Origin of the sequence: Streptomyces sp. NPDC059994 (genome assembly GCF_042737755.1) — a bacterium.
Lineage (GTDB): Bacteria > Actinomycetota > Actinomycetes > Streptomycetales > Streptomycetaceae > Streptomyces.
In genome coordinates this window covers 108,573-134,454 of the sequence record NZ_JBHWUR010000005.1, presented here as the reverse complement: position 1 = coordinate 134,454, position 25,882 = coordinate 108,573, and the positions used below count along the sequence as shown (strand labels likewise).

At 67.4% G+C, this 25,882-nt stretch carries 26 protein-coding genes and 3 pseudogenes; 17 read left to right on the top strand and 12 right to left on the bottom strand.

Annotation, left to right across the window (positions count from 1 at the left end; translation table 11 throughout):
* The 11 genes from nrdJ to ACFWA7_RS04815 all read left to right on the top strand — a co-directional run bounded on the left by nrdJ (nucleotide 1) and on the right by ACFWA7_RS04815 (nucleotide 7,991).
* Nucleotides 1–2,004, top strand: coding sequence for a ribonucleoside-triphosphate reductase, adenosylcobalamin-dependent (gene nrdJ, locus ACFWA7_RS04865; protein ID WP_385820926.1), 2,004 nt, complete (start codon nucleotides 1–3; stop codon nucleotides 2,002–2,004).
* A 143-nt stretch (nucleotides 2,005–2,147) separates the two neighbouring features.
* Nucleotides 2,148–2,612, top strand: coding sequence for a hypothetical protein (locus tag ACFWA7_RS04860; RefSeq protein WP_385820924.1), 465 nt, complete (start codon nucleotides 2,148–2,150; stop codon nucleotides 2,610–2,612).
* A gap of 230 nt (nucleotides 2,613–2,842) precedes the next feature.
* Complete coding sequence (thyX, locus tag ACFWA7_RS04855; RefSeq protein ID WP_385820922.1) at nucleotides 2,843–3,538, top strand: FAD-dependent thymidylate synthase; 696 nt, start codon at nucleotides 2,843–2,845, stop codon at nucleotides 3,536–3,538.
* A gap of 60 nt (nucleotides 3,539–3,598) precedes the next feature.
* On the top strand, nucleotides 3,599–4,081 hold the full coding sequence (locus ACFWA7_RS04850) for a hypothetical protein (protein ID WP_385820920.1): 483 nt from the start codon (nucleotides 3,599–3,601) through the stop codon (nucleotides 4,079–4,081).
* A gap of 116 nt (nucleotides 4,082–4,197) precedes the next feature.
* Nucleotides 4,198–4,554, top strand: a complete 357-nt coding sequence (locus tag ACFWA7_RS04845) for a hypothetical protein (RefSeq protein ID WP_385820918.1) — start codon at nucleotides 4,198–4,200, stop codon at nucleotides 4,552–4,554.
* Nucleotides 4,547–4,780: a hypothetical protein gene (locus tag ACFWA7_RS04840; protein ID WP_385820916.1), complete on the top strand. Its 234-nt coding sequence runs from the start codon at nucleotides 4,547–4,549 to the stop codon at nucleotides 4,778–4,780. The genes ACFWA7_RS04845 and ACFWA7_RS04840 overlap by 8 nt, the downstream gene beginning before the upstream one ends.
* Before the next feature lie 38 nt (nucleotides 4,781–4,818).
* The gene (locus tag ACFWA7_RS04835; RefSeq protein ID WP_385820914.1) at nucleotides 4,819–6,642 is read left to right on the top strand and encodes a DNA polymerase; all 1,824 of its coding nucleotides are present in this window, start codon (nucleotides 4,819–4,821) and stop codon (nucleotides 6,640–6,642) included.
* Nucleotides 6,639–6,884, top strand: coding sequence for a hypothetical protein (locus tag ACFWA7_RS04830; RefSeq protein ID WP_385820912.1), 246 nt, complete (start codon nucleotides 6,639–6,641; stop codon nucleotides 6,882–6,884). The genes ACFWA7_RS04835 and ACFWA7_RS04830 overlap by 4 nt, the downstream gene beginning before the upstream one ends.
* On the top strand, nucleotides 6,881–7,069 hold the full coding sequence (locus tag ACFWA7_RS04825) for a hypothetical protein (RefSeq protein WP_385820910.1): 189 nt from the start codon (nucleotides 6,881–6,883) through the stop codon (nucleotides 7,067–7,069). The genes ACFWA7_RS04830 and ACFWA7_RS04825 overlap by 4 nt, the downstream gene beginning before the upstream one ends.
* The gene (locus ACFWA7_RS04820) at nucleotides 7,066–7,482 is read left to right on the top strand and encodes a deoxycytidylate deaminase (protein WP_385820908.1); all 417 of its coding nucleotides are present in this window, start codon (nucleotides 7,066–7,068) and stop codon (nucleotides 7,480–7,482) included. The genes ACFWA7_RS04825 and ACFWA7_RS04820 overlap by 4 nt, the downstream gene beginning before the upstream one ends.
* A 65-nt stretch (nucleotides 7,483–7,547) precedes the next feature.
* On the top strand, nucleotides 7,548–7,991 hold the full coding sequence (locus tag ACFWA7_RS04815; RefSeq protein ID WP_385820906.1) for a hypothetical protein: 444 nt from the start codon (nucleotides 7,548–7,550) through the stop codon (nucleotides 7,989–7,991).
* Between the two features lie 53 nt (nucleotides 7,992–8,044).
* Here the strand turns inward: ACFWA7_RS04815 and ACFWA7_RS04810 are convergent, their stop codons facing one another.
* The 5 genes from ACFWA7_RS04810 to ACFWA7_RS04790 form a co-directional block, all read right to left on the bottom strand.
* On the bottom strand, nucleotides 8,045–8,734 hold the full coding sequence (locus tag ACFWA7_RS04810; RefSeq protein WP_385820904.1) for a phosphotransferase family protein: 690 nt from the start codon (nucleotides 8,732–8,734) through the stop codon (nucleotides 8,045–8,047).
* A gap of 115 nt (nucleotides 8,735–8,849) precedes the next feature.
* A complete protein-coding gene (locus ACFWA7_RS04805) occupies nucleotides 8,850–9,758 on the bottom strand; it encodes an aldo/keto reductase (protein WP_385820902.1) in 909 nt (302 codons plus the stop codon).
* On the bottom strand, nucleotides 9,758–10,945 hold the full coding sequence (locus tag ACFWA7_RS04800) for a JmjC domain-containing protein (protein ID WP_385820900.1): 1,188 nt from the start codon (nucleotides 10,943–10,945) through the stop codon (nucleotides 9,758–9,760). Before ACFWA7_RS04800 ends, ACFWA7_RS04805 begins: the two co-directional genes overlap by 1 nt.
* A 15-nt stretch (nucleotides 10,946–10,960) precedes the next feature.
* Entirely contained in the window at nucleotides 10,961–11,110 is a 150-nt protein-coding gene (locus tag ACFWA7_RS04795; RefSeq protein WP_385820898.1) for a hypothetical protein, read from the bottom strand.
* A gap of 522 nt (nucleotides 11,111–11,632) precedes the next feature.
* The gene (locus tag ACFWA7_RS04790) at nucleotides 11,633–11,869 is read right to left on the bottom strand and encodes a hypothetical protein (RefSeq protein ID WP_385820896.1); all 237 of its coding nucleotides are present in this window, start codon (nucleotides 11,867–11,869) and stop codon (nucleotides 11,633–11,635) included.
* Nucleotides 11,870–12,028: 159 nt separating this feature from the next.
* Here ACFWA7_RS04790 and ACFWA7_RS04785 point away from each other — a divergent pair, with 159 nt between their 5' ends.
* Both ACFWA7_RS04785 and ACFWA7_RS04780 read left to right on the top strand, forming a co-directional pair.
* The gene (locus ACFWA7_RS04785; RefSeq protein WP_385820894.1) at nucleotides 12,029–12,835 is read left to right on the top strand and encodes a Scr1 family TA system antitoxin-like transcriptional regulator; all 807 of its coding nucleotides are present in this window, start codon (nucleotides 12,029–12,031) and stop codon (nucleotides 12,833–12,835) included.
* Nucleotides 12,828–13,049 carry a DUF397 domain-containing protein gene (locus ACFWA7_RS04780; protein ID WP_385820892.1) on the top strand — a complete coding sequence of 74 codons (222 nt, stop codon included), beginning with the start codon at nucleotides 12,828–12,830 and terminating at the stop codon, nucleotides 13,047–13,049. The genes ACFWA7_RS04785 and ACFWA7_RS04780 overlap by 8 nt, the downstream gene beginning before the upstream one ends.
* A gap of 144 nt (nucleotides 13,050–13,193) precedes the next feature.
* Here ACFWA7_RS04780 and ACFWA7_RS04775 read toward each other — a convergent pair.
* Nucleotides 13,194–13,484, bottom strand: a pseudogene (locus tag ACFWA7_RS04775) (ABC transporter ATP-binding protein); the annotation flags it as partial.
* 158 nt (nucleotides 13,485–13,642) lie between these two features.
* Here ACFWA7_RS04775 and ACFWA7_RS04770 point away from each other — a divergent pair.
* Nucleotides 13,643–15,256 carry a peptide-N4-asparagine amidase gene (locus tag ACFWA7_RS04770; RefSeq protein ID WP_385820890.1) on the top strand — a complete coding sequence of 538 codons (1,614 nt, stop codon included), beginning with the start codon at nucleotides 13,643–13,645 and terminating at the stop codon, nucleotides 15,254–15,256.
* Between the two features lie 49 nt (nucleotides 15,257–15,305).
* Here ACFWA7_RS04770 and ACFWA7_RS04765 read toward each other — a convergent pair whose 3' ends face one another.
* From ACFWA7_RS04765 to ACFWA7_RS04755, 3 genes are all read right to left on the bottom strand, one after another.
* Nucleotides 15,306–16,739, bottom strand: coding sequence for a Gfo/Idh/MocA family protein (locus ACFWA7_RS04765; protein WP_385820887.1), 1,434 nt, complete (start codon nucleotides 16,737–16,739; stop codon nucleotides 15,306–15,308).
* Between the two features lie 254 nt (nucleotides 16,740–16,993).
* Nucleotides 16,994–19,954, bottom strand: coding sequence for an FAD-binding and (Fe-S)-binding domain-containing protein (locus ACFWA7_RS04760; RefSeq protein ID WP_385820884.1), 2,961 nt, complete (start codon nucleotides 19,952–19,954; stop codon nucleotides 16,994–16,996).
* A gap of 13 nt (nucleotides 19,955–19,967) precedes the next feature.
* Entirely contained in the window at nucleotides 19,968–20,411 is a 444-nt protein-coding gene (locus tag ACFWA7_RS04755; protein WP_385540140.1) for a MarR family winged helix-turn-helix transcriptional regulator, read from the bottom strand.
* A 172-nt stretch (nucleotides 20,412–20,583) separates the two neighbouring features.
* On the opposite strand from ACFWA7_RS04755, the gene ACFWA7_RS04750 reads away from it, so the two are divergent.
* Nucleotides 20,584–22,389, top strand: coding sequence for an ABC transporter ATP-binding protein (locus ACFWA7_RS04750; RefSeq protein WP_385540138.1), 1,806 nt, complete (start codon nucleotides 20,584–20,586; stop codon nucleotides 22,387–22,389).
* A gap of 27 nt (nucleotides 22,390–22,416) precedes the next feature.
* Entirely contained in the window at nucleotides 22,417–23,247 is an 831-nt protein-coding gene (mltG, locus tag ACFWA7_RS04745) for an endolytic transglycosylase MltG (protein WP_385820882.1), read from the top strand.
* Between the two features lie 96 nt (nucleotides 23,248–23,343).
* Here the strand turns inward: mltG and ACFWA7_RS04740 are convergent, their stop codons facing one another.
* Both ACFWA7_RS04740 and ACFWA7_RS04735 read right to left on the bottom strand, forming a co-directional pair.
* Nucleotides 23,344–24,429, bottom strand: a complete 1,086-nt coding sequence (locus ACFWA7_RS04740; protein ID WP_385820880.1) for an NAD(P)-binding domain-containing protein — start codon at nucleotides 24,427–24,429, stop codon at nucleotides 23,344–23,346.
* Between the two features lie 51 nt (nucleotides 24,430–24,480).
* Nucleotides 24,481–24,777, bottom strand: a pseudogene (locus tag ACFWA7_RS04735) (alkanesulfonate monooxygenase); the annotation flags it as partial.
* A 111-nt stretch (nucleotides 24,778–24,888) separates the two neighbouring features.
* Here ACFWA7_RS04735 and ACFWA7_RS04730 point away from each other — a divergent pair.
* Nucleotides 24,889–25,308, top strand: a complete 420-nt coding sequence (locus ACFWA7_RS04730) for a YjbQ family protein (RefSeq protein ID WP_385540132.1) — start codon at nucleotides 24,889–24,891, stop codon at nucleotides 25,306–25,308.
* 70 nt (nucleotides 25,309–25,378) lie between these two features.
* On the opposite strand, the pseudogene ACFWA7_RS04725 reads toward ACFWA7_RS04730, so the two are convergent.
* Nucleotides 25,379–25,882 (bottom strand): annotated as a pseudogene (locus tag ACFWA7_RS04725) (TetR/AcrR family transcriptional regulator); the annotation flags it as partial.

The following is a 25,882-nucleotide window of genomic DNA, read 5'->3' as shown; positions in this document are numbered from 1 at the left end:
TTGTTCAAGACCGAAACCGCGGAGACTGTCTACCGGCGTACCTACTCGCGGAAGAAGCCCAACGGCGAGATGGAGACCTGGCCCGAGACCGTACAGCGCGTCGTAGACGGCAACCTCGCCCTGGTTGACCCCCGTTACATCGAGGCCGACGAGCGCCAGGCCCTCATCGACCTCATCCAGAACTTCAAGTTCCTGCCCGCAGGCCGGCACCTGAAGTCCAGCGGCGTCAACGACTTCGCGCTCAACAACTGCTGGGCATCCGGCTGGGATCACAAAGACCCGGCAGAGCACTTCCGCTTCTCGCTCCTGCGCCTGGCCGAGGGCGGCGGCGTCGGCAGCAACTACAGCTCGCGGTACTTCCACGACTTCCCGACCATCGAGAACGCCGTTCGAGTCCACATCGTCTGCGACCCACAGCACCCTGACTACCTGAATCTGGTCGAGGCCGGGGTCATCAGCACCGACTACGACTACGAGTGGGCCGGTGCCTACGGGGTCGAGGACTCTCGGGAAGGTTGGGCAGAGGCCCTGGGCGATCTCATCAACACCGCACACTGCCCCGAGACCAAGCACGAGAACCGCGTGTACGACGTGAGCCGCGTCCGGGCCGAGGGCGCACCCCTCCGGAACTTTGGCGGCACCGCGTCAGGTCCGCTGCCGTTCGCGCAGATGATGGTTGAGGTCGGCAAGATCCTGACTGAGGCCGCTGGTTGGCCGCTGCGCGGCATGGACGCCATGGCGATTGACCATCAGATCGCGATGGCTATCGTCGCGGGCGGAGTCCGGCGCTCGGCGCGCATGAGCATCATGCACTGGGACGACACCGCCATCTGGGAGTTCCTGAAGTGCAAGGGCGACCAGCTTGCGATGTGGACGACCAACATCAGCGTGGAAGTGGACGACGCGTTCATGGAAGCTCTGGAGAAGGGAAACCCTCGTGCTCTGAAGGTCATGGATGCCCTTGCTGACGGAGCACTGAAGAACGGGGAGCCCGGCTTCTGGAATTCGTCTCTGACCGCTGTCGGCGAAGTCGATGGGGTCTACACCACAAATCCGTGCGGAGAGGCAACGATCACTCCGTGGGAGCCCTGCAACTTGGGATCGGTGTACCTCGGGGCGTTCGTTGAGAACGGCAAGACGGACACGGCCGGCCTCTACGATGCTCACCGCTACGCGACCCGGTATCTGATTCGAGCGACGTTCGCGAGGGTGGCCGACCCGAAGTCCCAGGAGGCCATCACCAAGTACCGCAGGATCGGGGTCGGCCACATGGGGTTCGCTGACTACCTCGTCCAGCAGGGCATCAAGTACAGCCGGGCACCCTACAACCCGCGGGTCCGTGCGGACCTGAAGTTCTGCGCTCAGACAGTGGACCAGGCCGCAGCCGAGTACGCCAACGAGATGCGCATACCGGTCCCCATCAAGAAGCGGGTCGTCGCCCCCACCGGCACCACGAGCAAGCTCGCCAGTGCTTCGGGCGAAGGCATCCACGCACCGTTCGCCGCGTACTTCCTGCGCCGAATCCGGTTCTCGACACTGGAGCCCTCCGAGAAGGCTCAGGTCGAGGAGTACCGGGCGAAGGGGTACCGCACCGAGCCGTGCGTCTACTCCGCCAACACCGTTGTGGTCGAGATCCCCACCGTTGACCCGCTCCTGGTCGAGCACCCTGAGCGCGCCGAGGCGTTCGAGCACGCAGGAGAACTGTCCCTTGAGCAGATGCTCTCGGTACAGAAGCTCTATCAGGATCTCTGGGCAGACCAGGCAGTGTCCTACACGGCCTCCGTCGATCCTGCGGAGTACGACACGGAAGACGTGGCCCGCGTCTTGTACAGCTTCATGCCAGTCCTGAAGGGAACGACCATGTTCCCGGAAATGTCGCGACCCCAATCGCCGTATGAGCGGATTTCGAAGGCACGCTATCTCGATGAGATTGCCATCGTCGGGGAATCCGCCATGGATACGGGCTATGACGAAATCTGCGCCTCCGGCGCCTGCCCCATCTAGTGACCCTATTCACAGCTCCATAAGTTGGAGTGTGAGAGTCTTTGTGAAAGGATAGACACATGAACGAGAGCCCTTTCGGAAATTCTTCTCCGTGGGATGAGCCCACCGGAAACCCCATCACTGAAACCGTCAAGGAGTCGCCTGTGACCACTGCTTCCACCGCCGCCACTGCCCACACGCAGGAGGGTGTCACTCTCTCCTTCAAGGGAGGCTCCGGGTACGACGCCTCCCTCCTGGTCCTCCGGGCCGGCACCATCGCAGAGATGGATCAGGTCCTTGAGCAGGAAGGGGCGCAGCTCGCGTCCCTCATGAAGCGGGCGGCCAAGATCCAGTCTTTCAGTACTGAGCTGAACGCCAGTGACAAGGGCGCAAAGGCCCCGTCGGCTTCCGCTGGAGCCCAGAAGAACACCTTCTCTGGTGGCAAGGTCCAGCAGTCCACCGATCCGGGCCCAGGCCCGAACTGTCACTGCGGTGTGCCCTCCGCGTACACCCAGTGGGGCAAGAACAAGTTCGACAAGCCGTACCGTGCATTTAAGTGCGCCGAGAAGGTTCGAGACTTCCGAAGCAATGACGGATGCGACTTTATCGAGTGGTACAACGGTAAGTAAATTCAGCACTTCAAGTTGGAGTGTGAGACGTGGGGGCCGGGTCATTTCCCGGCCCCCGGACCACAGGAGAACAGTGCCCACCACGGAATATGGCCTCTGGGTCGAAAGCCTTGAACCCTGCTACGCATGTGGCGCAGATTGCGCCCCCGAAGACCTGGCTCCCGTAGACATCGACGGCTGTGAAGAACTCGCCTGCTACGGATGCGCGCCAGACTACGAAGAGGTCATTTGTGACTGAGATCCGCTTCCGCTCTGATATTGATGTCGAGCTGGTTGACCACCTTGGCGGAGACCACAGCATCGTACGAGCTGCCCGCGTCTCCTCTGGTACGGCCGGCACCCCGGAGAAGGACCGCGGCCTCCTCAACATGCTGGCACGCGACAGGCATGGCAGCCCATTCGAGAGCGTCGTCCTCCAGCTCAAGGTCGAATGCCCGATCTTCACCGCTCGTGAGTGGTTCAGGCACAGGGTCGGTTCGTTCAGCGAAACCTCGGGCCGGTACAAGGTCTTGGAGCCGGACTTCTACGTCCCCTCCTTCAACCGACCGCTTCGGCAGGTGGGCAAGCCCGGCGCGTACTCGTTCGAGAAGGGCGACTACAAGCAGGTCCACGTAGCCCGCGCTGAACACCGCCGAATGGCCAACGAGGCGTGGGACTCCTACCAGTTCATGTTGGGCCAGGGCATTGCCCGAGAGGTCGCCAGGGATGCACTTCCCCTGAATCTCTACACCTCCTTCCTCTGGACCGTGAACCTCCGGGCCGTCATGAACTTCCTGAGCCTGCGTTGGGCCCACGAGAAGTCCACGGTCCCCACCTTCCCCCTCTACGAGATCCAGCAGGGCGCGATGCAGGTCGAGAAACACGCGGCGGCCGTCGCGCCGACCGCCATGGAGATGTTCAACGCACACGGGCGAGTCGCCCCGTGAACGGCTGGATTGAAGACGAAGACACCTGCCGCTACTGCGGCGGCCGTCGCTGCATCAACGATGAAAAAGAGAACTGAGTTGAACTTCTACCGCGAGAACGACGAGAACCGGCTGATGGACCTTCGGAACGTTCCGGTCCACAAGGTGACGGTTGAAGTCAAGGACGAGAACACGGCGCTCGTAGAGACCCTTCGCAAGGATCTCGGGGACACGGCTAAGAAGCTCCGTGACGCCGAGGAGTCCAAGACCTACTGGACCCAGCGATTCGACGGCGAACGGGCCGCTGTCCGGAGCCTTCAGGCCAAGCTGAGCACGGCCGAGAAGGAAACCACCCTGTACCGCCGACAGGCGAAGTCCTGGGAAGGCCAGGCGGGCAGTGCCCAGCGGTACGTGCAGCTCGTCAACTACCTCACGGGGCGCAAGAACATCGCTGAATCCGCGCTGCGTCGAGCCGAGGAGCGCAAGGACTTCCAGCAGGCGCAGAGCTACAAGGACCGGCTTGCCGAGATCCGCCTGAGCCTGGAGGCCGCTGGTGTTCGCTGATTGGTCCGAAGTTCCGCAGCACGTCTACGACCACAACAACATGACTGTTGAGCGCCGCATAGGCCCGGACAGCGACGAGAACGAATTTCCCTCGATCCTGGAAGGTGCCTACTGACATGGCCTTCTTCACGTTCACCCAGAACAACTCCGGTGGTGAGTTCACCTACGACGAACAGACCGGCATCAGCCATTTCGTCATCGTGGAGGCGGGCACAGCCAAGGAGGCCATCGATCGAGCCGAACGGATCGGACTCTACTTCGACGGTTACAGCGATTGCCGTTGCTGCGGAGAACGCTGGTCCGACTATTTGGACGACAGGGATGCCGTCGAGGCTCCAGAAATTTACGGCCAGCCGATTGGCGATTACTTCGAGACCTTGAACGCCTTGAAGTGGATCACCGGCTACGAGGGCTTCATCCACTACGAGGGGGGACGGATGGAAGGAATCCTCAAGGAGGTGCCCGATGCCTGACCTTCCCGAGTTCATCGTCTACTCCGCCCGTTGGGGCTGGAACCACGGAGCTGAATTCCGGTTCGCCCGAGACGAGAAGCATCTGAAGAACATCCTTCGCGGGCTCTTTGCCCGGTACGGGGATGACTTGGACGTGGGCGTCTTTCTGATCGAAGAACGATCTGACGTGACCGGTCGCTACGTGATCGCGAAGGAATCCAAGCAGGGAACGGAGCCGCCTTTTTGAGCGGCACAAGTTGGAGTGTGAGATATGGGGGGTGCTGAATGAAGGTCATCGACTACAAGCTCAACGCTGATCTGGTTCGGATCAACGTCGTAGAAGATGAATCTGACCTCCCGGAGTTCCATCGCTTTGTCGAGGCCAACCACAACGCTCTCGGATTCGACACCGAGACCGACGGCCTCTCCTGGTGGGAGGACGGCTTCCGCATCCGACTGGCCCAATTCGGCAACGCGTACGAGAGCTATGTCCTCCCCACCGAGAGAGGTGGGCAGTTCCAAGAGGACGTCATCAAAGCCGTTGGATGGGTCAAGAAGCTCGTCATGCAGAACGGGACTTACGACATTCTCTGCATGGACAGGGTCTGGGGGGTCAAGGCCGAAACGGTCTTCCCCCGCCTCCTGGACAGTCGCATCATCGCCCACCTCGTCGATAGCCGAGGCCGGAAAGACGGCGGCATAGGTCACTCGCTCGAAGAACTCACCCGCCACTACCTCTCAGCAGCAGTGGCCGATGAGGTGAAGGGCTCGATGACCGCCATCGCCAAGGAGCTGCGGGTCAAGAAGGCTGAAGTATGGCCGCTGATCCCCTTGGAGCATGAGGGATTCAACCTCTACGCAGGGATGGACCCCGTCCTCGCGTACCGCCTGGCCAAGCTCCTCAAGCCCAAGATCCCGGCCACGGCCCGCAAGCTCCTGGCCTACGAACACGAGCTGGCCGCCGTCTGCGCCTACATGGTGCGGAAAGGCATCAAGGCCGACGTGCCGTACGTACGAGACCGCGCCAACGAGCTGGCTCGCACAGAGGTGCACTTCAAGGAAGTGGCCGCCCGGCTGGGCTTGGAGAACATCAACAGCCCGAAGCAGGTCGGGGAAGCGATCGTCGCCCGTGGCATCACCATCACGGGGCGCACGCCAACCGGACAGCCGAAGGTCGATGACCATCTCCTCAAGGCCCACATTGATGACCCCCTCTGCGAGGCCATCTATCAGGGCAAGAAGGCGGCGAAGGCTAAGAGCACGTGGTTCGACAACGCGCTGAACAACCGGGACTCGGATGACAGGCTTCATGCCGCAATCAATTCGATGGGCGCCAGAACGGCCCGGATGTCGATTTCCGGAGCCATCCCGGCACAGACATTCCCCTCGGGGGACTCACTAGTACGCCGCGGATTCATAGCTGATGAAGGCATGAGTATCTGCGCCGTTGACTACAAGGCGCAAGAGCTTCGTGTACTGGCAGCCCTGTCGGGGGACAAGGCGATGAAGAAGGCATTCCGCGAAGGGACCGACCTTCACCAAATCACTGCTGACTCGGCGGGAGTCGATCGTTCCACTGGCAAGATGGCAGGGTTCCTCACTGTCTATGGCGGAGGCTGGGCCGCACTGGCCTCCCAGGCCGGCGTCAGCGAAGAGACGGCGCGTCGAGCAATCGACGGCTTCTTCGCAGCATTCCCGAGAGTCAAGGAGTACTCGGAGGAGCTTCAGAAGGAAGCTCGACGGAACGGCTACATCACCACCATCACCGGTCGGCGGCTGCTGGTCGACAGGCAGCGCCCTTACGCCGCCTTGAATTACGCGGTGCAGAGTGCCAGTCGTGATGTGACCGGTCGGGCAATCATTCGCCTCTTCGAGGCAGGGTACGGCCCCTTCATGCTCCTTCCCGTGCATGACGAGGTGATCTTTCAATTCCCCTCCGAGCACGCACTTGCGGCCACGACTAAGGCCGCTCAGATCATGAAGGAAACCATGAGCGGCGTCCTGATCGACACCGATGTATCGGTCTACGGAAAGAGCTGGGGGTGCGGGTACATGGCTAAGGGCCAGTACTGCGACCTCTGCGACATCATCCACCAGGAGGAAAAGTGAACGACGAACACAGCCCTGACGCTTTCAATGACCTGTTGGACACGCTCCAGAACGAGATGAACGCCCGCGTGCTCGAAAATGCCGCAGACCTCGGGATCAAGGCTGCCCGGCTAACCGGTCTCGTCATCAAGGAAGCCAAGGAATGGGGTGTTCCGAAGGATCTGGCCGAAGCCATGGGAACCGACTTCTGGCAGCTCGTCATGGTCGCCCCGGAGCAGACAAGTGCGGAGGCCGGCGAATGAATCCGAAGGATTACGTGGTCGAGGGTGATGAATGCGGATACGTCGCGCTCATCCATGACGAGTCCGGGGAAACCGTGGCAGAGGGCGGTTGTAACTGCTGCGCGAACAACGAGGTCCATCTAGGGATGCTGATCGAAGCAGCCGAGTTCGATCACCAGAATCGCGGAGAATCCGAACCGAAGTGAAAGCGAACCACGATGAGCGCCCGGACTGGGACTGGTACTTCCTCAACATCGCCTGCGCTGTCGCTGTACGAGGTGATTGCCGCCGCAGCCGTGTCGGAGCTGTGGTGGTCGGCCCTGACCGGCGAATCCGCTCTACGGGATACAACGGATCGCCTCCAGGAGGCCCGTCGTGCAGCCGTGGAGAGTGCCCGCGGTGCCTCTCGGATGTCCCCTCCGGGTCCTCATACCAGGACTGTATTGAAACCCATGCCGAGGCCAATGCTCTCCTCTACGCGGATTGGCCGGCCTGCCAAGGTGCGACGATCTACATAACTCGATCCCCGTGTCAGGACTGCACGAAACTGATCAGATCGTCCGGGATTCATGAGGTGGTATACCTCGATCGTGGAACGACCGATCGCATCCGGTTCTGATGCGGTACGGTGATCCGAAGTTGGTTCCGATACTCGGCTGTGGTCACGAATCGTAGGAGCGAAAAATGTCGGACGACCTTGAGGTTGTGCAGGTCATTCGCCTCACCGTGGGTGAGGACGAGTACCAGGGTGAGGTGACTGACCCGAAGGTCATCGACCAGATTCGCAAGGAGTACAAGGCGTTCAAGGCCGCCCACGAAAAGCTCCTGGCGACGCTGGAAGAGCACGAGATCGAGCCCGCCTACGAAGAAGTCGAGCCGCAGACCGCAAGCCGGACCACGGCCAAGGCTGTACGCGGTTCCTCTGGACCCGACTCGGCCGAACTCCGGCTGTGGGCTGCCAAGCTGACCAAGCCCAAGCTGCCGCTCAGCTCCGCTGGCCGCATCCCTGCATGGGTCGGCGACGCGTACGACAAGAAGCTCCACGGTGACGCCCTCGACAAGTTCGTCCGCTTGAGGGCTACGCCCGATTTCGTCAAGAAGTACGAGGAAGCCAACGCTGGCGAATGACCTCACAAGAAAGGCCCCCTCTTCGGAGGGGGCCTTTCTGTGTCGTACCGGCGCTACTCAGATCCCAGCGCCAACGCGCGAAGCGATGGCTCCAGCTCGGGGTGGTCTCCACGCGACACGGACTGCAAAAGCTCCGTGGCCACGATGATCCGAGCCGTTCGCCCCGCCGGATCATCCATCACCGGGAACTCCTTACGGACTCGTTCGGCCATCGATGGCACCAGGCCCGAGTAGGCCAGGAGCATCGCCGGGTCGTATCCAACAGGAGCCAACCCAAACCCTTCCCAGTCGAGCAGCCACGGCGTCTCAACGGTCAGATTCGCCGGGTGAAGATCCCCGTGTGCCGTCTCCCACTCGGTGATCTGCGGAGGATCGATCCCCAAAAACTCTGGGACGCAACGATCCACCCATGCCTGCCGTACTGCCTCGCGTGAGGTAGCAACGCTGGACACCGTAGCGATGTCGGCACGGAGCGACGCCCACCACGAGTCCGCCAGCCTCAGTGGGTCGCGAAGAACAGGCTCCGCGGAGCACACCGGCTCGGTGACGAACGCCCCAAGCTCTGCTTGGAAGACGCGGGTTCCACGGGAGAACTCGATGGTCTCGTACAACCTTGGTTTCTGAACGCGGCCGTCAAAGAGGAAGGAGGCAAGGGTGTTGCCGTCCCAGTTCTTACCTTCCGCCTTTTCCGCAGGAGCGTGCACGACGCGTAGCCAGCACTCGCCGTACTGGAGGTTGGTCACTGCCCCGCTGAGCGTCCGACCGTGAAAACCCCAGATGGGAGTGCTAACGGGTTCGGCGTGCAGCGAGTTACAACTCTTTTCGAACGCCTCACGAACCCACTGTTCCTCCTGGGGATCAGTCGGAGGAGAGTACATCGAACACCTTCCGCAGAGCAGGGGCCGGGACCGTCGGCTTGATGGTCGCCTCGTATGCCTCCAACCAGTGTGACGGGGAGGAAGCCGAGAGAAGAACCCGTGTCACCCCAGGGCATGACGCCACCGCAAGGATGCAGGCGGCTGGAACCGTAAGGGCCGGGGTGATGAAGGCCGTCAGGTCTTTGTGCGCCAGCTCGGGGAGTTCCCCTCCAAAGAGGGGGGCCGAGGCGAAGACCTCCCATCCCAACTCCGCGGCCTCCGAGATCGGTCCTTCGCCTTCAAGGGCTGCCTCGAAAGCGTCGGACATGACGAGCGAGACGGGGAGTTGAATCGCCTTGAGGTGGTGGTCACGAGTGCCGGCCGCTTCCGCCGCCACCTTGTCCAGCTCCTTGACCCCCAGGCGTCCCTTCTGGAACCCGTCCCAGGTGGCCACACCGTACGCCTTGATCCTCCCCTCGGACACCAGAGTCTCCATGGCCCCGAACGCGCCCTTGAGCGCTTCGTACACGTCACCATCGGCGCGTTCGGGGTTGTGCGCGAACAGCACATCGAGCTTCTTCTTGCCCAGTTCGGCACAGTTGCGGCGGCCCTGCCACTCGACGTAGCCAGGCTGCAAGCAGTACTCGGCGTCAGCCTCCTCGGAAGTCAGGATGCCGTCGCGCGTCGCGGCAATCGCCGCGTCGGTGCTGAGGAACCCAACCTTTGAGGAGATCGAAACCTTCGGGAAGCGCACGAGGATGGGTGCGAGGAGTTCTTGGGCCAGGCCGCCCAAGTAGTTCGGCGCGGTATCGACCCAGGCCGTGTCCGCGTCCATGTTCGCCATGGCCACGGACAGCGACATCGACTTGGGGTCGATGCGGTACGTTCCCAGACCGAGGTCCGCCGCCATCACCGATCCCGCCCCTCGACCGTGAGTGCCTGGCCGTCCACCAGTTCCGAAAGGAAGTCGGCCACAGTTTGGACAGGCAGGTTCGACGTGCCTGCCAGTTCATACAGCGTCACCGGTTGCGGGAACGCCTCGATCAGGCGCGAGAGAAGGGGGGTAGCCTCCTTCGCCAACTCCCATTCGTTGTCGGTCGCACGGAAGACCACCGAACCATTCTGGTGGCTTATCGAGGCCCGTCCCGTGGTCAGTCGCACCGACAAGTCGCCATCGGCCGGCAGGCCGTCGATGTACGGCAGGCTTGGGCGGAGGCGTTGAAGATCGGTTTCGTTCCGAGAGGCAACGTACCGAGAGATCACGGAGGGATCGTCGAGCGCGGCCGTGACCAGAGCCCTTACCTTTTCGAGGTAGGTACGCCGATCAACCCGGGATGCATGTACAGGCAGATCGAGACGAAGCAGCTCCTCACTCCGGAGATCATCTGCGAGCCAGGCAAGGAGCTGGGCACCGCTCATGGTCTGGATGCCGAAGGTGAGATGAAGAGAGTGCTCCCCTTCGGACGCGGAGACCGCGTGCCAGGTGCCGCGAGGCAGATAGAGGATGTCGCCCGGACGCAGCACCAGTTCTGCAACCGGGTCCTGCGGGGGCTCTTCCGGCTCCTCGGTGTCCTTGTACATAGGGGCGACGCGGGTCTGGCCGAAAAGACGCCAGCGCTTCGCCCCATCGACCTGGACGACCACAACGTCATGGTCATCCCAATGAGTTCCGAAGCCCTCCTTGGCGGTCCAGGACGCGTACAGGTTCGTTTGGACTCCGGTTTGAAGCCATCCCTCCAGTTCCGCGGCAGCAGCCCCGACAGCCGGATGGATCTCATCGATTGCGTCGATCACGAGCGAGGCACCTTCTCGAAGACGAGCGTGCAGCTCACTCGGCATGAGCCGGTTGTACACGGTGTGGCGGCGCGTGGAGACCGGGGATGCATACCGGTACTGCGGCAGCATCTCCCCATCAACAGACAGACGGAGCCGGGGCGGCTCCAACCGCTGAGCCGCGATGATGTTGTTCAGGTCGTCCCAAGAAATGAGGGAAGCCGGGGACTTGATGGCCCCGGTGACATAGAGGTGATGGCGGTGGAGCACCTGGGCCAGGAACGTGTCCTGGCCCAGGTGTGCCGCCAAATTCAGTGGCGACAAGGTGTTTCCTCCGGACTAGTCGTTGCCGTCGGTGCGGCCGGTCGAGCCGCCGTCGGACGCGGCTACGCCGCGCTCACGGGCCGCCCGGATGGAACGGCGGGACTTCACGAGTCCACTGCTGTGCGTCTGCTCCGCCTTGGGGGCAGCGGGGGCTTGGCTGTCCATTTGTTACTCCAGTTCTCGTGGATGGATGGTGTCCTCCTCCGTGCCGCCGGGTTCATCGGCGGTACGAAGGGTGGTGCACCTCGCCCGCAGACATAGGGGAGCCAGAGGGCGAGGAGATTTGGGGGAGGGGTGTCGGCTTTACGCGTAGAGGTACAGGGCGACCGCTATACCGACACTGCCTCCGACTGCTGCCACCGCGAGGAGCGCTCCCACGAGCATTCCGTCTGCGGTGATCCGGAAACGCCTCACGCTGCACCCCGTAGGTACATGGCAGCGCCAAAGACGCCCACAACGAAAGCAGTCAAGAAGGTCGTGACGTGTGTGAGTGGCCGATCACGTAGGTCGAGCCGCCCGGCGTGAGGCCGGCCTTCTCTTCGGGGCTTGCAGGACGGCACTGGCTCTCCTCCTGTACCCACCTCGTGCCCGAGGGGCGCGTAAGGGTGATCTCCGTGCCGTCGACGGCGCTGACTTCGCCAGCCAGCAATCGGGCAGCGTCCATGATGATTTCGCCTACGCGGTAGGTCACTGGGACCGCCTCGCAGCCTGGAAGACCTTCGCGGCACGCAGGGCCGAGGGGATCGCCCACGTGTAGCGGATGACCTCCTCCTCCGTGCCGTCGTGGTGACGGATCGTGTCGCGGTGGAGGCCACTGACGTCGAAGCCCGCGTTCGTCATCGCGGTCTTCAGGGCCTGGAACGCCTCCACGGCGATGGGGGTCTGTTCCGGGGGCGCTTGAGCGTCCAAGATGGTGGAGGTCATGAGGGGGGCTCACTTCCTGCGGGGGGGCTGGTTCGTTCTGTGTTCTCGTCTCCTCGTTCTGAGTCACAGACTGCGACGGGCTGAGTAGGCTCCGCCAGTAGAAGCGCTGACACAACCGGCGTGTACCACAACCGGCATATTTCGAGGGGGCGTTGGGCTTTGGCCAAGACATTCGGCGACTGGTTGAAGGAGCAGCGCGAGGCCAAGGGCTGGAGTCAGCAGGAGTTAGCTGACGCGGCGGTCATGTCTCGTTCGCTTATCGCTGCGATCGAGCAGGGGCGCCGTTATCCGTCCGAGGCGGACGCGAAGCGCCTTGACCAGGCGCTTGGTACGGGTGATGTGCTGACCACGTTCCGCCCCAATCAGCAAGAACCGACGAGCATCGTCGTTGCTGACTGGTTCGAGAAGGCTCAGGAGTTCGAGCAGCAGGCCACCATGATCCGTGAGTTCGGCCTGTCCTACGTGCCTGGCAGCCTCCAGACCGAGGCGTATGCAACGGCAGTGATTGACGCCGGTTACCCCCGTGAGGGTGAAGACGAGCGACACAAGGCCGTTGTAACAAGGCTGTCGCGGTCAAAGCTCCTCGTGGACCCTGTGGCCCCGGCACTATGGGCCCTGTTAGATGAGGCGGTCATTCGCCGCCCCACGGGGGGCCACATGGTCATGGCTGAGCAGCTTGATCACATCATCGGACTTGCCGATTCGGGTCGGATCAGGGTCAACGTTCTGCCGTTCGGGACGGTCCCGCACCCGCTTCTTGATGGCATGGTGACGCTGATGTGGTTCGAGGATCAGCCACCGATCGCCTACGCCGAGGGAATCCGTATGGGCAAGATCCACGACAGCCCGGCCATGGTCGAGGAGATCCAGGGGGCCTACGATCTTGCCTTGAGCGAGGCGCTACCGCTTCAACAGTCACTCGCCCTCATGAGGGCGATAGCGGAGGAATACAAGAAACATGGTTAAGCACCGCATCGAGGACGCGTCCACTCTGAGTGGCTGGCGGAAGTCCTCGTACAGCGGCTCTCAGCAAGGGAGCTGCGTCGAGGTCAACGACGGGTACGCCGGGGGCGTGCCGGTCCGCGACAGCAAGGACCCGAAGGGGCCCGCGCTGGTGATCCGCCCGGAGGCTTGGGCGTCGTTCGTCAGCGCCGTGAACTGCGGGGAGTTCGTCAAGTAGCTCCCCCCGACTGCTAGCCCCCGGTGTCCCCCGCACTGGGGGTTAGTTCTCGCACCTCAAGTTGGAGTGTGAGGGTGCTGGTCTGGAACCCCCAGGTCAGAGCGTTGTACTGTGGCCCCTGTCCGGTTGTAAGACCGTCCACTACGTGACCGCGGTGCGGTGCAGCATGGTGTCGCCGACGGCGATGGCCGCGCCCATCAGCGCGATGAGGCCGCCCGCGAGCGCGAGCCGCGTCCCCGAGCGGTCGATCACGGCCTGGACGGCGACGCCCACGCCGAGCGGCAGCCCGGCGATGCCGCACTGGTGCAGCAGCCCCCAGGCCATCGATTTGAGCTGCCCGCCGAGCTGGCCCAGGCCCAGCCACAGCAGGAACCGGGGACCCGAGCGGACGTCTGGTTCGCCTGGATCCGTATAAGGAAGATCGCGAATCTGCATGACGTCCCAAGGATCGAAAAGGGTGGTTCAAACCGTGCAAGGTTGGCCTTCCGAGAGGCCCCGGGGCAATCGATTTTCTCGCCCGGGCGGCCGGAACACGCCAAGACCGGCGGCCCGCCCCTGGTGCGCGGCGCCCACTCACGCTTCACTCCTGACGCATGAGACCACAGAGGATCATGTCCATGATCGGCGGGGTGGTGCTCGCCGCCGGAGCGCTGCTCGGCGCGGGCCCGGCCGCGGCGGCCGTACAGCCGGCCGAGCCCCCCGCCGAGTTCGGTACCGACTGGCACGACCCGGTCACCGCCGCGCCGCCGGTCGCCGTCCCGCACACCCGCAGCTGCCAAGTCACCCTGGCGCAGGCGCAGTTCCGTGACTTCACGCCGTACAAGGGGAGTTACGCGCCGCCCAAGGGGTGCGGCGACCGGTGGAGCAAGGTGGTGCTGCGGCTCGACGGCAACGTCAAGGGAAGGCAGTACGACCGCCTCGGCTATCTCCACGTCGGCGGCGTCGAGGTGCTGCGGACCTCCACCCCCGAGCCCTCGCCGGACGGCATCGCCTGGAACGTCGAGAAGGACGTCACCCGCTACAGCGACACCTTCCGCTCCGAGCGGCCCGTCGAGATGCTGATCGGCAATGTCGTCGACGAGACGTACACCGGCGTCATCGACGTCAAGGTCACGCTGACGTTCTACGCGGCCGAGGGCCGCGTGAAGCCCGCCGCCGCGCCGGACAGGGTGCTGCCGCTCGACGGCACCGCGCTGACGACGCCGCGCAACTCCGAGCGCATCGTCGCCGAGGTGTACGCGACCGGCTCGGGCGGCGGCTGCGAGGAGTTCTGGTACCTCGCGGTACCGGACCCCGCGCCCTACTCCTGCAAGGCGGCCGCGGGGCCCAACCGCGAGGTGCGGATCAAGGTCGACGGCCAACTCGCCGGGATCGCCTCGCCGTTCCCGAACGTCTGGACCGGCGGCTGGTCCAACCCCTTCCTCTGGTACGTCGTCCCGGCGCCCCACGCCTTCGACGTACGGCCCATCGAGTACGACCTGACGCCGTACGCGGCGCTGCTCAACGACGGCCGCGCGCACCGCGTGGAGGTGTCCGTCGCCGGGGTCCCCGAGGGGCAGTCCGGCTGGTCGGCGCCGGTCAACGTACTGGTCTGGCAGGACCGGGGCAGCGAGGTCGTCACCGGGGCGCTCACCCGCCACGAGGAGAGCGCGCCCACCGGCTCCACGGCCTACACGCCCGGAACCGAGATGCGCCTGGACGCCAAGGCGGGCCACCGGCTGACCACGGCGGGCCATCTGAACACCTCGCACGGCCGGGTCACCACCACGGTCGCCCGCAGCGTCGCCGCCGACACGGTCCACCGCTGGACCGAGGGCGAGAACAGCGACTCCCTGAAGGGGAGCTGGACCGATGACAGCGCGGTCACCACGGAGGGGCGCGGCCCGGCCGTCACCGCGCGCGTGCACCGTACGTACACGATGGAAGGAACCACCACCATCGGCGCGGACGACCGGCTGCGGACGGTGATCACCCTCGGGGACCGCGCGGACACCGCCACCCTGCGCGGCGGCCGGGCCACCTCGTGGTCGCACCTGGACGACACCTACCGGGGCGACGCCTCCTGGACCCTGAACGTCCCGCGCGACCAGCGGCACGCGACCGGCACCTCCGCCGAGCGCTACCGCCTGACCGGCTCCGACGGCTGCTACGACCGCAGCCTCAAGACCGCCCAGGGCGCCCTCACCGAGGACCTGCGGCGCTGCTGACGGGGCGGTGCGGGGCCCGTGCTCGCCGCCAAGCACGGGCCCCGCGGTCTCAGGCCTCCGCCGGCTTCTCGGAGTCCGTTCCGGGGCGGGACCTGTGCCACTCGCCGCGGGTGAAGTCGGGGATCTGCTGGGGCGCGCCCTTCGCCTTGAGCGAGAGGTGGCTCAGCGGCACCGGCGCCGACCAGGTGGCCGCGTCGTACACGTCGAAGTCCGGGACGAGGCCGAGGCGCATGCACTGCATCAGCCGGAACACCAGCATGTAGTCCATGCCTCCGTGCCCGCCGGGAGGGTTGGCGTGCTCCTTCCAGAGCCAGTGGTCCCAGTCGGTGTACTTCGAGAAGTCGCCCCAGTTGTCGTCGTGCTGGTCCGGCTCGATGTAGATCCGCTCGGGGTAGTCCTCGAAGAGGCCCCTGGTGCCGCCGAGGCTGTTGATCCGGCTGTAGGGGTGCGGAGTGGACACATCGTGTTCGAGGCGGATCACGCGGCCCTTGGCCGTCTGCACCAGGCTGATCGTCCGGTCGCTCTCGACGTACGACTCCTTGAAGCTGGGGTCGCCCGCGGGCATATGGGCCTCGCGGTACTCGGCCAGGCCGAGCGCGGGTGTGCCGACGCTGACGATGGACACCACTCTGTCGCCGCGGTTGACGTCCATGTAGTTGGCGACCGGGCCGAAGCCGTGGGTGGGGTAGAGGTCGCCGCGCAGCCGGGTGTGCCACAGGCGACGCCAGGGCCCCTCGTAGTACTTCGGGTCGAACATCAGGCCGCGCAGATCGTGGATGTACGCACCCGCGCCGTGCAGCAGCTCGCCGAACTTGCCCGCGTGCGCCATGCGCAGCACCCGCATCTCGTTCCTGCCGTAACAGCAGTTCTCCAGCTGCATGCAGTGGCGTCTGGTGCGCTCGGAGAGGTCGACCAGCTCCCACAGCTGGTCCAGGCGCATCGAGGCCGGGCACTCCACCCCCGCGTGCACCCCGTTGAGCAGGGCCGCCTTGGTGATGTCGAAGTGGGTGTCCCAGGGCGTGGCGATGTGTACGAAGTCGATGTCGTCGCGCTTGAGGAGCTGTTCGTAGTCGTGGTCGCCGTTGAGGTAGACGGCGGGCGCGGGCTGGCCCGCCGCGGTCACCTTGGCGGCGGCGCTCTCCGTCTTGGCCTTCACCGGGTCGCAGAGCGCCACGACCCGTACCCCGGGGACGGCGAGATACAGGTCGATCATGCTTTTGCCGCGGTTGCCGAGGCCGATCAGGCCCACCCGGACCGTGGAGCGCCGCTGGAACGGCACCCCGATCATGGTCCGGCCCTGGCGCTTGGGCGCGGGCGCCTCCTGGGCCCCGGCCGGGGTCTGCGTGGTCTGCTCGGTCTGCTCTGCGGCGGAGGCGCTGCCCGTACCCAGGCCGCCGACGCCGATCCCGGCGCCCGCGGCCCCCGCCGTCCACAGGACGGAACGTCGGCTGATGTCGTGGTTCTGCGGAGCTGCGTCGTTCATCGAGTCTCCTGGGAAGAGAGAGAGCTGATTTCTGCGCGGCGTTACACGAACCTCGGTAAGGACCATGGTTGTTGGGGCTGCTGCCGCGCAAGGGGGCCTGTCGACGCCGGGGGCCGCCCCGGGAAGGTACACCGCTCCACCACGTCACGGTACGTCCGGATACGCCCGGGTCGTGGGAGGCGCGGGGAAGGGGCGCGGACGGGTCCTTGGCGGCTCGTCGGTCCTGCTGTCCTGCAAGCGGCAAGGGCGCCGGGTCAGGTGCGCCGCAGATACTCCGGGCCGGGCCGGGTCGCGCGCTCCAGCTCCAGCAGGACGGAGACATAGGCGCGGCCGGTCGCCCGCTCCATGCCGATCTCGCACATCCGGTTCGAGGAGAGATGGACATCGAAGTGACGGTCCGTCACCTCAGCGGCCTCCCGCGCGGTCGCCGCCCCGGTGAGCTCCTGGTGGAGCATTCCCCGGTCGCCCGCGAAGGCGCAGCACCCCGCGTCGTCCGGCACCACGACCTCCTCCGCACAGGCTCCGGCGACGGCCCGCAGCTGCGCCTCGTCGCCCAAATGCCGCATGGAGCACGTCGGATGGAGCACGGCCGAGCGCGCCCTGCGCACCACGGGCAGCCGCGGCAGCAGCTCCTCGGCTGCCCACACCACCGAGTCCACCACGGTCAGCGCGGCGTGCAACTCCCGCTTGTCCGCGGTGAGATACGGCACCACCTCGTGCGCGATGCCCAGGGCGCAGGAGGAGGCGTCGACGACCAGCGGGAGCGTGCCGCCGGCCGTCCAGCCCCAGGCGGCCTCGACGATCCGGTTGGCCATCACGGCGTTGCCCAGCTCGTACCCCTTGGAGTGCCAGATGGTGGCGCAGCAGGTGCCCGCCACGTCCTCGGGGATCCACACCGGCTTCCCCGCGCGCGTGGCGAGAGCCACCACGGCCTGCGGAAGCGACGGGCCGCGGTGGCCCCGGGGCTCCCCGAAGATGCGGTTGACGCACGCCGGGTAGTACACGGCGCTCGCGCCGACCCGTCGCGTACGGGGCAGGGCCCGGGCGGCGGCGCCCGGGATCTGGGGCAGCCACTCGGGCACCAGATCGGGGCGCACGGCCTTGCGGGCGAGGCCCGTCAGGCGCGCGAGTGCGCGGTCGCCCAGGCGGTCCCCGATGGTGCGGGCGGCGGCCACCGCGAGGCGCGCCGAGGCCTCGACGGCCTTGAAGTGACGGGCGGTGAGGGCGGCGGCCCGCTCCTCGCGCGGGCTGTGCCGCAGATGGCGGAAGCCCTTCATCAGGGCGCCGGTGTCGATGCCCACCGGGCAGTCGAGCGCACAGGTCGAGTCGCCCGCGCAGGTGTCCACGGCGTCGTATCCGTACGCGTCGAGCAGCGCGTCCTGGACGGGCGAGCCGTCGCTCTGGCGCAGCATCTCCCGCCGCAGCACGATCCGTTGCCGGGGTGTGGTCGTCAGGTCGCGGCTGGGGCAGGTCGGCTCGCAGAAGCCGCACTCGATGCACGGGTCCGCGACCCGCTCCACCTTCGGGATCGTCTTGAGGCCGCGCAGATGGGCGCGCGGGTCGCGGTCGAGGACGATCCTCGGCGCGAGCACCCCGTCGGGGTCGATGATCTGCTTGGTCCGCCACATCAGCTCGGTGGCCCTCGGCCCCCACTCCAGCTCCAGGAACGGCGCGATGTTGCGGCCGGTGGCGTGCTCGGCCTTCAGCGAGCCGTCGAAGCGCTCCACGGTGAGGCGGCAGAAGTCGTCCATGAACGCCGCGTACCGCTCGACGTCGGACGGGTCGGCCGCGTCGAACGCCAGCAGGAAGTGGAGGTTGCCGTGGGCCGCGTGGCCCGCGACGGCCGCGTCGAAGCCATGGGTCTCCTGGAGCGCGAGCAGTGCCTCGCAGGCCTCGGCGAGCCGGGCCGGCGGCACCGCGAAGTCCTCGGTGATCAGGGTCGTACCGGCCGGGCGGGAACCGCCGACCGCGGTGACGAACGCCCTGCGGGCCTTCCAGTACCCGGCGATCGCCCCGGCGTCCCGGGTGAACGCGTTGGTCACCGAGGCGACCGGGGCGACCAGGTCGAGCTCGGCGAGGACCTGGGCCGCGGCCCGCTCGTACGCCTCGCGGCCCGCCTGGTCGGCAGCGCGGAACTCCACGAGCAGCGCGGCCGTCTCCTTGGGCAGTGCGGCCCAGTCGGCGGGGACGCCCGCCACGCTCACCGAGGCGCGCAGGGTGTTGCCGTCGATCAGCTCCACGGCGAGCGCCCCGGCCTTGTTGAACAGCGGCACCGCGGCAGCGGCGGCCGGGAGCGTGGGGAAGAAGAGCAGCGCCGTGCTGAGGTGGCGCTCCAGTGGCAGGGTGTCGAAGACGACCTCGGAGATGAAGCCGAAGGTGCCCTCGGAGCCGACCATCAGCCCGCGCAGGATCTCCACCGGCGTCGAGCCGTCGAGGAACGCGTCGAGCCGGTAGCCGTTGGTGTTCTTGATCGCGTACTTGGCGCGGATCCGGGCGGTGAGCTCCGGGTCCGCCTCGATCTCCGCCTTCAGCGCCAGCAGGCCCGCGCACAGGCGGGGTTCGGCGTGCGCCAGGTCCTCGTCGGCGCGCGGGTCGCCGGTGTCGACCACGGTGCCGCTCGGCAGGACGAAGGTGAGCGAGGCGATCGTGCGGTACGAGTTCCGGGTCGTGCCCGCCGTCATCCCGGAGGCGTTGTTGGCGACGACCCCGCCGATCGTGCAGGCGAGTGCGCTGGCCGGGTCGGGGCCGAGCACGCGGCCGTGCCGGACGAGCGCCGCGTTGGCCCGCGCGACCGTCGTGCCGGGCCGGACCCGGGCGCGGGCGCCGCCGTCCAGGACCTCGACACCGGCCCAGTGGCGGCGCACGTCCACCAGGATGTCCTCGCCCTGCGCCTGGCCGTTGAGGCTGGTCCCGGCCGCCCGGAAGACGACCTCGCGGCGCTTTCCGCGCGCGTACGACAGGACGGCCGAGACGTCGTCGATGTCCTCGGCGACCACCACGACCTGGGGGACGAAGCGGTACGGGCTGGCGTCCGAGGCGTACCGCACCAGGTCGGAGACCTTCCACAGCACCTTGCCGGCGCCGAGCAGGGCGGTCAGCTCGCCGCGCAGCGGCTCCGGGGTGCCGCCCGCGAGCCGGTCCGGGACCCGGTCGGGGGACTCGGTGCGCCGCCCGGAGGGGCGCAGGGCTTGCGGCTTCGGCTCCAGGAGCGGCATGCGGCGGATCCCCTCAGCAGCGGCGCTCCGGCACTCCGTCGACCAGAGCGGACAGCAGACCGCCGAGCACCTCGCGCTGGCCGGTGGTCAGCGGCGCCAGGATCTCCTCCGCCGCGCCCCGGCGCGCGCCGCGCAGTGAACGCAGCGTCGCCCGGCCGGTGTCGGTGAGCTCGATGCGCACCACGCGGCGGTTGGTCGGGTCGGGGACCCGGCGCACGTTGCCACTCTCCTCCAGCGCGTCGACCAGGGTGGTCACGGCGCGCGGGACCACCTCCAGACGGGCGGCGAGATCGGCCATGCGGGGCGGGCTCTCGTAGTGCGCGACCGTCCGCAGCAGCCGGGACTGGGCGGGGGTGATGCCGACCGGCTCCAGGTGCTGCTTGTGGATGCGGTGGAGTCGGCGGGTGAGCCGGAGCAGCTGCTCGGCCAGCACGCCGTCGGCGTCGGTGGTGCTCATACGGGAACAATATCAGGACCTAGTGCATTGTGAGCATAGGTAACAGTGAGCTATGCTCCACAAAGCCAGAGTCCTGTCAGTGGCGTCGCCGCGGTGACTGCGAGTCGCAGTGACTGAGTCGCAGTGGCCATGAGTGGCGCCGTCCTGCCGTCTCACCCCTTCGAAGGAGCCCATGCACCCCGAGGAATCCTCCTGGACGCCCCCGCCCCGTGACCGCGAAGAGCCGCCCGCCCAGACGCGGCGCATCCTGCGGCTCTTCCGCCCCTACCGCGGCCGGCTGGCGGTCGTCGGCCTGCTGGTCGCCGCGTCCTCACTCGTCTCGGTCGCCTCGCCGTTCCTGCTGCGCGAGATCCTGGACGTCGCCATCCCGCAGGGCCGCACCGGGCTGCTCAGCCTGCTCGCCCTGGGCATGCTCGCGACCGCGGTCGTCACCGGTGTCTTCGGTGTCCTGCAGACGCTGATCTCGACGACCGTCGGTCAGCGCGTCATGCACGACCTGCGCACCGGTGTCTACGCACAGCTCCAGCGGATGCCGCTCGCCTTCTTCACCCGGACCCGGACCGGCGAGGTCCAGTCCCGCATCGCCAACGACATCGGCGGCATGCAGGCGACCGTCACCTCCACCGCCACCTCGCTCGTCTCCAACCTCACGGCCGTCATAGCCACCGTCGTCGCCATGCTGGCCCTCGACTGGCGGCTGACCGTCGTCTCGCTGCTCCTGCTGCCGGTCTTCGTCTGGATCAGCCGCAAGGTCGGGCGCGAGCGCAAGAAGATCACGACCCAGCGCCAGAAGCAGATGGCCGCGATGGCCGCCGAGGTCACCGAGTCGCTGTCGGTCAGCGGCATCCTGCTCGGCCGCACCATGGGCCGCGCCGACTCGCTCACCAAGTCCTTCGCGGCCGAGTCCGAGCGCCTGGTCGACCTCGAAGTGCGCTCCAGCATGGCCGGGCGGTGGCGGATGTCGACCATAGGCATCGTCATGGCCGCCATGCCCGCCGTCATCTACTGGGCCGCGGGCCTCGCCCTGCAGTCCGGCGGCCCCGCGGTCTCCATCGGCACGCTCGTCGCGTTCGTCTCGCTCCAGCAGGGCCTGTTCCGGCCCGCCGTGAGCCTGCTCTCCACCGGGGTGCAGATGCAGACCTCGCTCGCCCTCTTCCAGCGCATCTTCGAATACCTCGACCTCCCGGTCGACATCACCGAAACCGAGCACCCGGTCCGCCTGGAGAAGGTCCGCGGCGAGATCCGCTTCGAGTCGGTCGACTTCAGTTACGACGAGAAGAGCGGCCCGACGCTCAGCGGGGTCGACCTGGCCGTCCCGGCCGGCGGCAGCCTCGCCGTCGTCGGCCCCACCGGCTCCGGCAAGTCCACGCTCAGCTACCTGGTGCCCCGGCTGTACGACGTGACGGGCGGGCGGGTCACGCTCGACGGCGTCGACGTCCGCGACCTGGACTTCGACACCCTCGCGCGCGCGGTCGGCGTGGTCTCCCAGGAGACCTACCTCTTCCACTCCTCCGTCGCCGACAACCTGCGCTTCGCCAAGCCCGACGCCACCGACGAGGAGCTGGAGGCGGCCGCCCGCACGGCCCAGATCCACGACCACATCGCCTCCCTGCCCGATGGCTACGACACGGTGGTCGGCGAGCGCGGCTACCGCTTCTCCGGCGGCGAGAAGCAGCGGCTCGCCATCGCCCGGACGATCCTGCGCGACCCGCCCGTCCTCATCCTCGACGAGGCGACCAGCGCGCTGGACACCCGTACGGAACACGCCGTGCAGCAGGCCATCGACGCGCTCTCGGCGGGCCGCACCACGATCACCATCGCGCACCGGCTCTCCACCGTCCGCGACGCCGACCAGATCGTCGTGCTGGACGGCGGCCGGACGGCCGAGCGCGGGACGCACGAGCAACTGCTCGACCAGGACGGCAAGTACGCCGCGCTGGTGCGCCGCGACGCACGGCTGGCTCCGGTCGCCTCCTGACGGGGTCCGCCGGGATAGCGTGCCCGTATGACGGAGTCCACGCCCAGGTCCGGGCCCCGGCCCCGGTTCACCCGGCGCGGTCGGCTGCTCCTCGGCGCGCTCGGCCTGCTGCTCGTGGTGGGGGCCGCGGTGCTCGTGCTGGTGCTGCGGGAGACCGGCGGCAAGGTGAAGTCCCTGGTCGTCCCGGAGGGCTGGCGGGCCGGGCAGGTGTACGCGGCGGTCGACAAGAGCCTCGGGGTCGAGGCGGGCACCACTCGCCGGGCGGCGTCCGAGGCCGGGCTCGCCCTCCCGGCCGACGCCCGTGGCAACCCCGAGGGCTATCTCTTCCCGGCCACCTATCCGGTGACCAGGAAGACCACCCCGGGCGGGCTGCTCGCCTATATGGTCGACACCGCCAACAAGCGGTTCGGCAAGGACCACATCGGCGCGGGAGCCCAGCGGCAGGGAATGACGGTCTATCAGACCGTGGTCGTCGCCAGCATCGTGCAGGCCGAGGCCGACACGGCGGCCGACATGGGCAAGGTCTCCCGGGTCGTCCTCAACCGGCTGGCCAAGGGCATGCCGCTGCAGATGGACTCGACGCTCAACTACGCGCTCAACCGCTCCACCCTGACCACCACCCACGCCGACATCCGCACCGACAGCCCGTACAACACCTATGCGCGCGGAGGTCTGCCGCCGACACCGATCGGCAACCCGGGGCAGCAGGCGCTGAACGCGGCGATCGCCCCGCCGCCGGGGGACTGGCTCTACTTCGTCACGGTCGGGCCCGGGGACACGCGCTTCACGGCGGACTATGCGGAACAGCAGCGGAACGTGAAGGAGTTCAACAAGCTCCGCAGCAGCTCGGGGGGCTAGCCCAGCCGCCTCCTTGCTATGTGGGGGGCGCGGGGCTGTGACATTGTGCGGCTCCGCCGCGTGGGCGCGACCAGCCCAAGGCAGCCCGCAGACGCATCACGCCACTTCCAGCGGCGGCGCACTCAGCAGCGCCTTGATCTCCCGAACAGCAGCGCGCCCAGCGCGATTCGCCCCGATCGTGGACGCGGAGGGTCCATAGCCGACCAGATGCACCCGCTCGTCCCTGACGGCCCGGGTGCCGTCGATCTCTATGCCACCCCCGGGCGCCCGCAACCTCAACGGCGCCAAATGGTCGATCACGGGCCGAAACCCGGTAGCCCAGAGGATCACGTCCGCATCCACGACCCGCCCGTCGTCCCATGCCACCCCGCTCGGCGTGATCCGGTCGAACATCGGCAGCCGGTCCAGCACACCGTTCTCGCGCGCCGCGCGGATCGCGTCGTTCACCGGCAGACCGGTCACCGACACCACACTCATCGGCGCCAGCCCCTGGCGTACGCGCTCCTCGACCATCGCGACCGCCGCGCGCCCCCACTCCTCGGTGAACGGGCCCTCCCGGAAGACGGGCGGGCGCCGGGTCACCCAGGTCGTGGCGGCCGCGTAGTCGGCGATCTCCATCAGGTGCTGGGTGCCGGAGGCGCCACCGCCGACCACGACCACGCGCCGACCCGCGAACTCCTCGGGGCCCGGGTAGTCGGCCGTGTGCAGTTGTCGCCCCCGGAACGTCTCCTGGCCCGGGTAGCGGGGCCAGAACGGCCGGTCCCAGGTGCCGGTGGCGTTGATCAGCGCGCGCGTGGCGTACACGCCCTCGGACGTCTCGACGCGCAGCCGGCCGCCCTCGCCCTCCCGTACCGCGCTCACCTCGACCGGCCGGCGCACCCGCAGGCCGAAGGCTTCCTCGTAGTCGGAGAAGTACTCCCCGATCACCTCCGAGGAGGGCCGGGCCGGGTCCGCGCCGGTCAGCTCCATGCCGGGCAGCGCGTGCATGCCGTGCACCTTGCCGTACGTCAGCGAGGGCCAGCGGAACTGCCAGGCGCCGCCCGCCCGGGGCGCGTGGTCGAGGACCACGAAGTCGCGGTCCGGGTCGAACCCCGCCCGGCGCAGATGGTAGGCGCCGGACAGACCCGCCTGTCCGGCGCCGATGACCACCACGTCCACGTCCTGTGCCCCGAAGTCGTTCACGGTTCTACCAACCAAGGGGGGTGCGTGGATCTTCCCGGAGGCCGCGCTGCCCTACCGACCCCCTCCCACCAGCGGTGGAGCCCCGCCGGGAGCCGAGGCCGGGCATCCGCCGGCCGCCGGTACGCCGAGCAGCGGGGAGGCCGGGACCGTGGGCAGAAGGCCCCGCGCGGCTGGCTCGGGGGTGACGCCCTCGCCGAACCAGTACGCCTCCTCCAGATGCGGACAGCCCGAGAGCACGAAGTGCTCGATCCCCAGGTCGTGGTACTCCTCGATCCGGTCCGCCACCTCGCCGTGGCTGCCCACCAGCGCGGTGCCCGCGCCGCCCCGCACCAGGCCAACCCCCGCCCACGCCGCGCGCAGAGTCGCGCGAGACGGTGCAGCCGGGCCGGCCAGGACCCGGTCGATGCCGTCTCGCCGGCCGGACGCGCGGCCTTGCCGGATGGGCGCGAGGATGGGGCCATGTCCGTCTTCACCACGCGCGTCCTGCGCCTCACCACCGGAACGTCCGAGACCGTCACCGATCTGACCGGGGAGTGCGAGCGGTTCCTCCGTGAGGCGTCCGGCGGCGGCGACGGCCTCCTGAACGTCTTCGTACCCCATGCGACGGCCGGGATCGCGGTCATCGAGACCGGCGCGGGCAGCGACGACGACCTGCTGGCCGCCCTGCACATGCTCCTTCCGGCGGACGACCGCTGGCAGCACCGCCACGGCAGCCCCGGCCACGGCCGCGACCACGTACTGCCCGCCCTGGTGCCCCCGCACGCGACGCTGCCGGTGGTCGCGGGGCGGCTGGAGCTGGGCACCTGGCAGTCGGTGTGCCTGGTCGACACCAACAAGGACAACCCCGACCGGCAGGTGCGGCTGAGCTTCCTCGGCTGAGCTTCCCGGGGCCGGGCTTCCGGCCGGGCTTTCTCGGGCCGGGGTTCCTCTGCCAGTGGCGCGCTCCGGTGCCCGGCGCCCCCGCCCGCAGCCCGTCCATGACGAGGTCGAGCAGGCGTCCGGCGCGGGCCTGCCAGTCGCCGTGCGGGTCGATCTGCCAGAGCCCGGCGATGGCGAGGACGAAGTCGTCGGGGGTCACGCCCGGGCGGACGGTGCCGGCCTCGTCGTTCGCGTTCAGGAGCAGTGTGACGGCCGCGGTCACCGGTTCGTGGCCGAGCCCGGCCGGGGTGCCCCGGGCGGTGGCCTTGCGCATCGCGTCGGCCAGTCCGGCCTTGGCCATCGCGTACTGGGCGAGGCGGTCCATCCATTCCCGCAGGGCCCGGTCCGGGGCACGGGTTTCGAGGAGCTGGGCCGCGGTGTCGGCGACCTGCTGCACCTCGTACCGGTAGACCTCCAGGACGAGGGCCTCGCGGTGGGGGAAGTGGCGGTAGAACGTCCCCTGCCCGACCCCCGCCTTCTTGGCGATCGCGCTCAGCGGGGTATCCGCCGAGCGGGTCAGCTCGACGAGAGCCAC

Excerpts from the sequence above, each read along its gene's own strand:
- ACFWA7_RS04850 (WP_385820920.1), top strand. The coding sequence starts at position 3,599 with ATGAAAAAGAGAACTGAGTTGAACTTCTACCGCGAGAACGACGAGAAC.
- ACFWA7_RS04845 (WP_385820918.1), top strand. The coding sequence starts at position 4,198 with ATGGCCTTCTTCACGTTCACCCAGAACAACTCCGGTGGTGAGTTCACC.
- ACFWA7_RS04840 (WP_385820916.1), top strand. The coding sequence starts at position 4,547 with ATGCCTGACCTTCCCGAGTTCATCGTCTACTCCGCCCGTTGGGGCTGG.
- ACFWA7_RS04835 (WP_385820914.1), top strand. The coding sequence starts at position 4,819 with ATGAAGGTCATCGACTACAAGCTCAACGCTGATCTGGTTCGGATCAAC.
- ACFWA7_RS04825 (WP_385820910.1), top strand. The coding sequence starts at position 6,881 with ATGAATCCGAAGGATTACGTGGTCGAGGGTGATGAATGCGGATACGTC.
- ACFWA7_RS04815 (WP_385820906.1), top strand. The coding sequence starts at position 7,548 with ATGTCGGACGACCTTGAGGTTGTGCAGGTCATTCGCCTCACCGTGGGT.
- ACFWA7_RS04805 (WP_385820902.1), bottom strand. The coding sequence starts at position 9,758 with ATGGCGGCGGACCTCGGTCTGGGAACGTACCGCATCGACCCCAAGTCG.
- ACFWA7_RS04795 (WP_385820898.1), bottom strand. The coding sequence starts at position 11,110 with ATGGACAGCCAAGCCCCCGCTGCCCCCAAGGCGGAGCAGACGCACAGC.
- ACFWA7_RS04790 (WP_385820896.1), bottom strand. The coding sequence starts at position 11,869 with ATGACCTCCACCATCTTGGACGCTCAAGCGCCCCCGGAACAGACCCCC.
- ACFWA7_RS04780 (WP_385820892.1), top strand. The coding sequence starts at position 12,828 with ATGGTTAAGCACCGCATCGAGGACGCGTCCACTCTGAGTGGCTGGCGG.
- ACFWA7_RS04770 (WP_385820890.1), top strand. The coding sequence starts at position 13,643 with ATGAGACCACAGAGGATCATGTCCATGATCGGCGGGGTGGTGCTCGCC.
- ACFWA7_RS04765 (WP_385820887.1), bottom strand. The coding sequence starts at position 16,739 with ATGAACGACGCAGCTCCGCAGAACCACGACATCAGCCGACGTTCCGTC.
- ACFWA7_RS04760 (WP_385820884.1), bottom strand. The coding sequence starts at position 19,954 with ATGCCGCTCCTGGAGCCGAAGCCGCAAGCCCTGCGCCCCTCCGGGCGG.
- ACFWA7_RS04755 (WP_385540140.1), bottom strand. The coding sequence starts at position 20,411 with ATGAGCACCACCGACGCCGACGGCGTGCTGGCCGAGCAGCTGCTCCGG.
- ACFWA7_RS04750 (WP_385540138.1), top strand. The coding sequence starts at position 20,584 with ATGCACCCCGAGGAATCCTCCTGGACGCCCCCGCCCCGTGACCGCGAA.
- mltG (WP_385820882.1), top strand. The coding sequence starts at position 22,417 with ATGACGGAGTCCACGCCCAGGTCCGGGCCCCGGCCCCGGTTCACCCGG.
- ACFWA7_RS04730 (WP_385540132.1), top strand. The coding sequence starts at position 24,889 with ATGTCCGTCTTCACCACGCGCGTCCTGCGCCTCACCACCGGAACGTCC.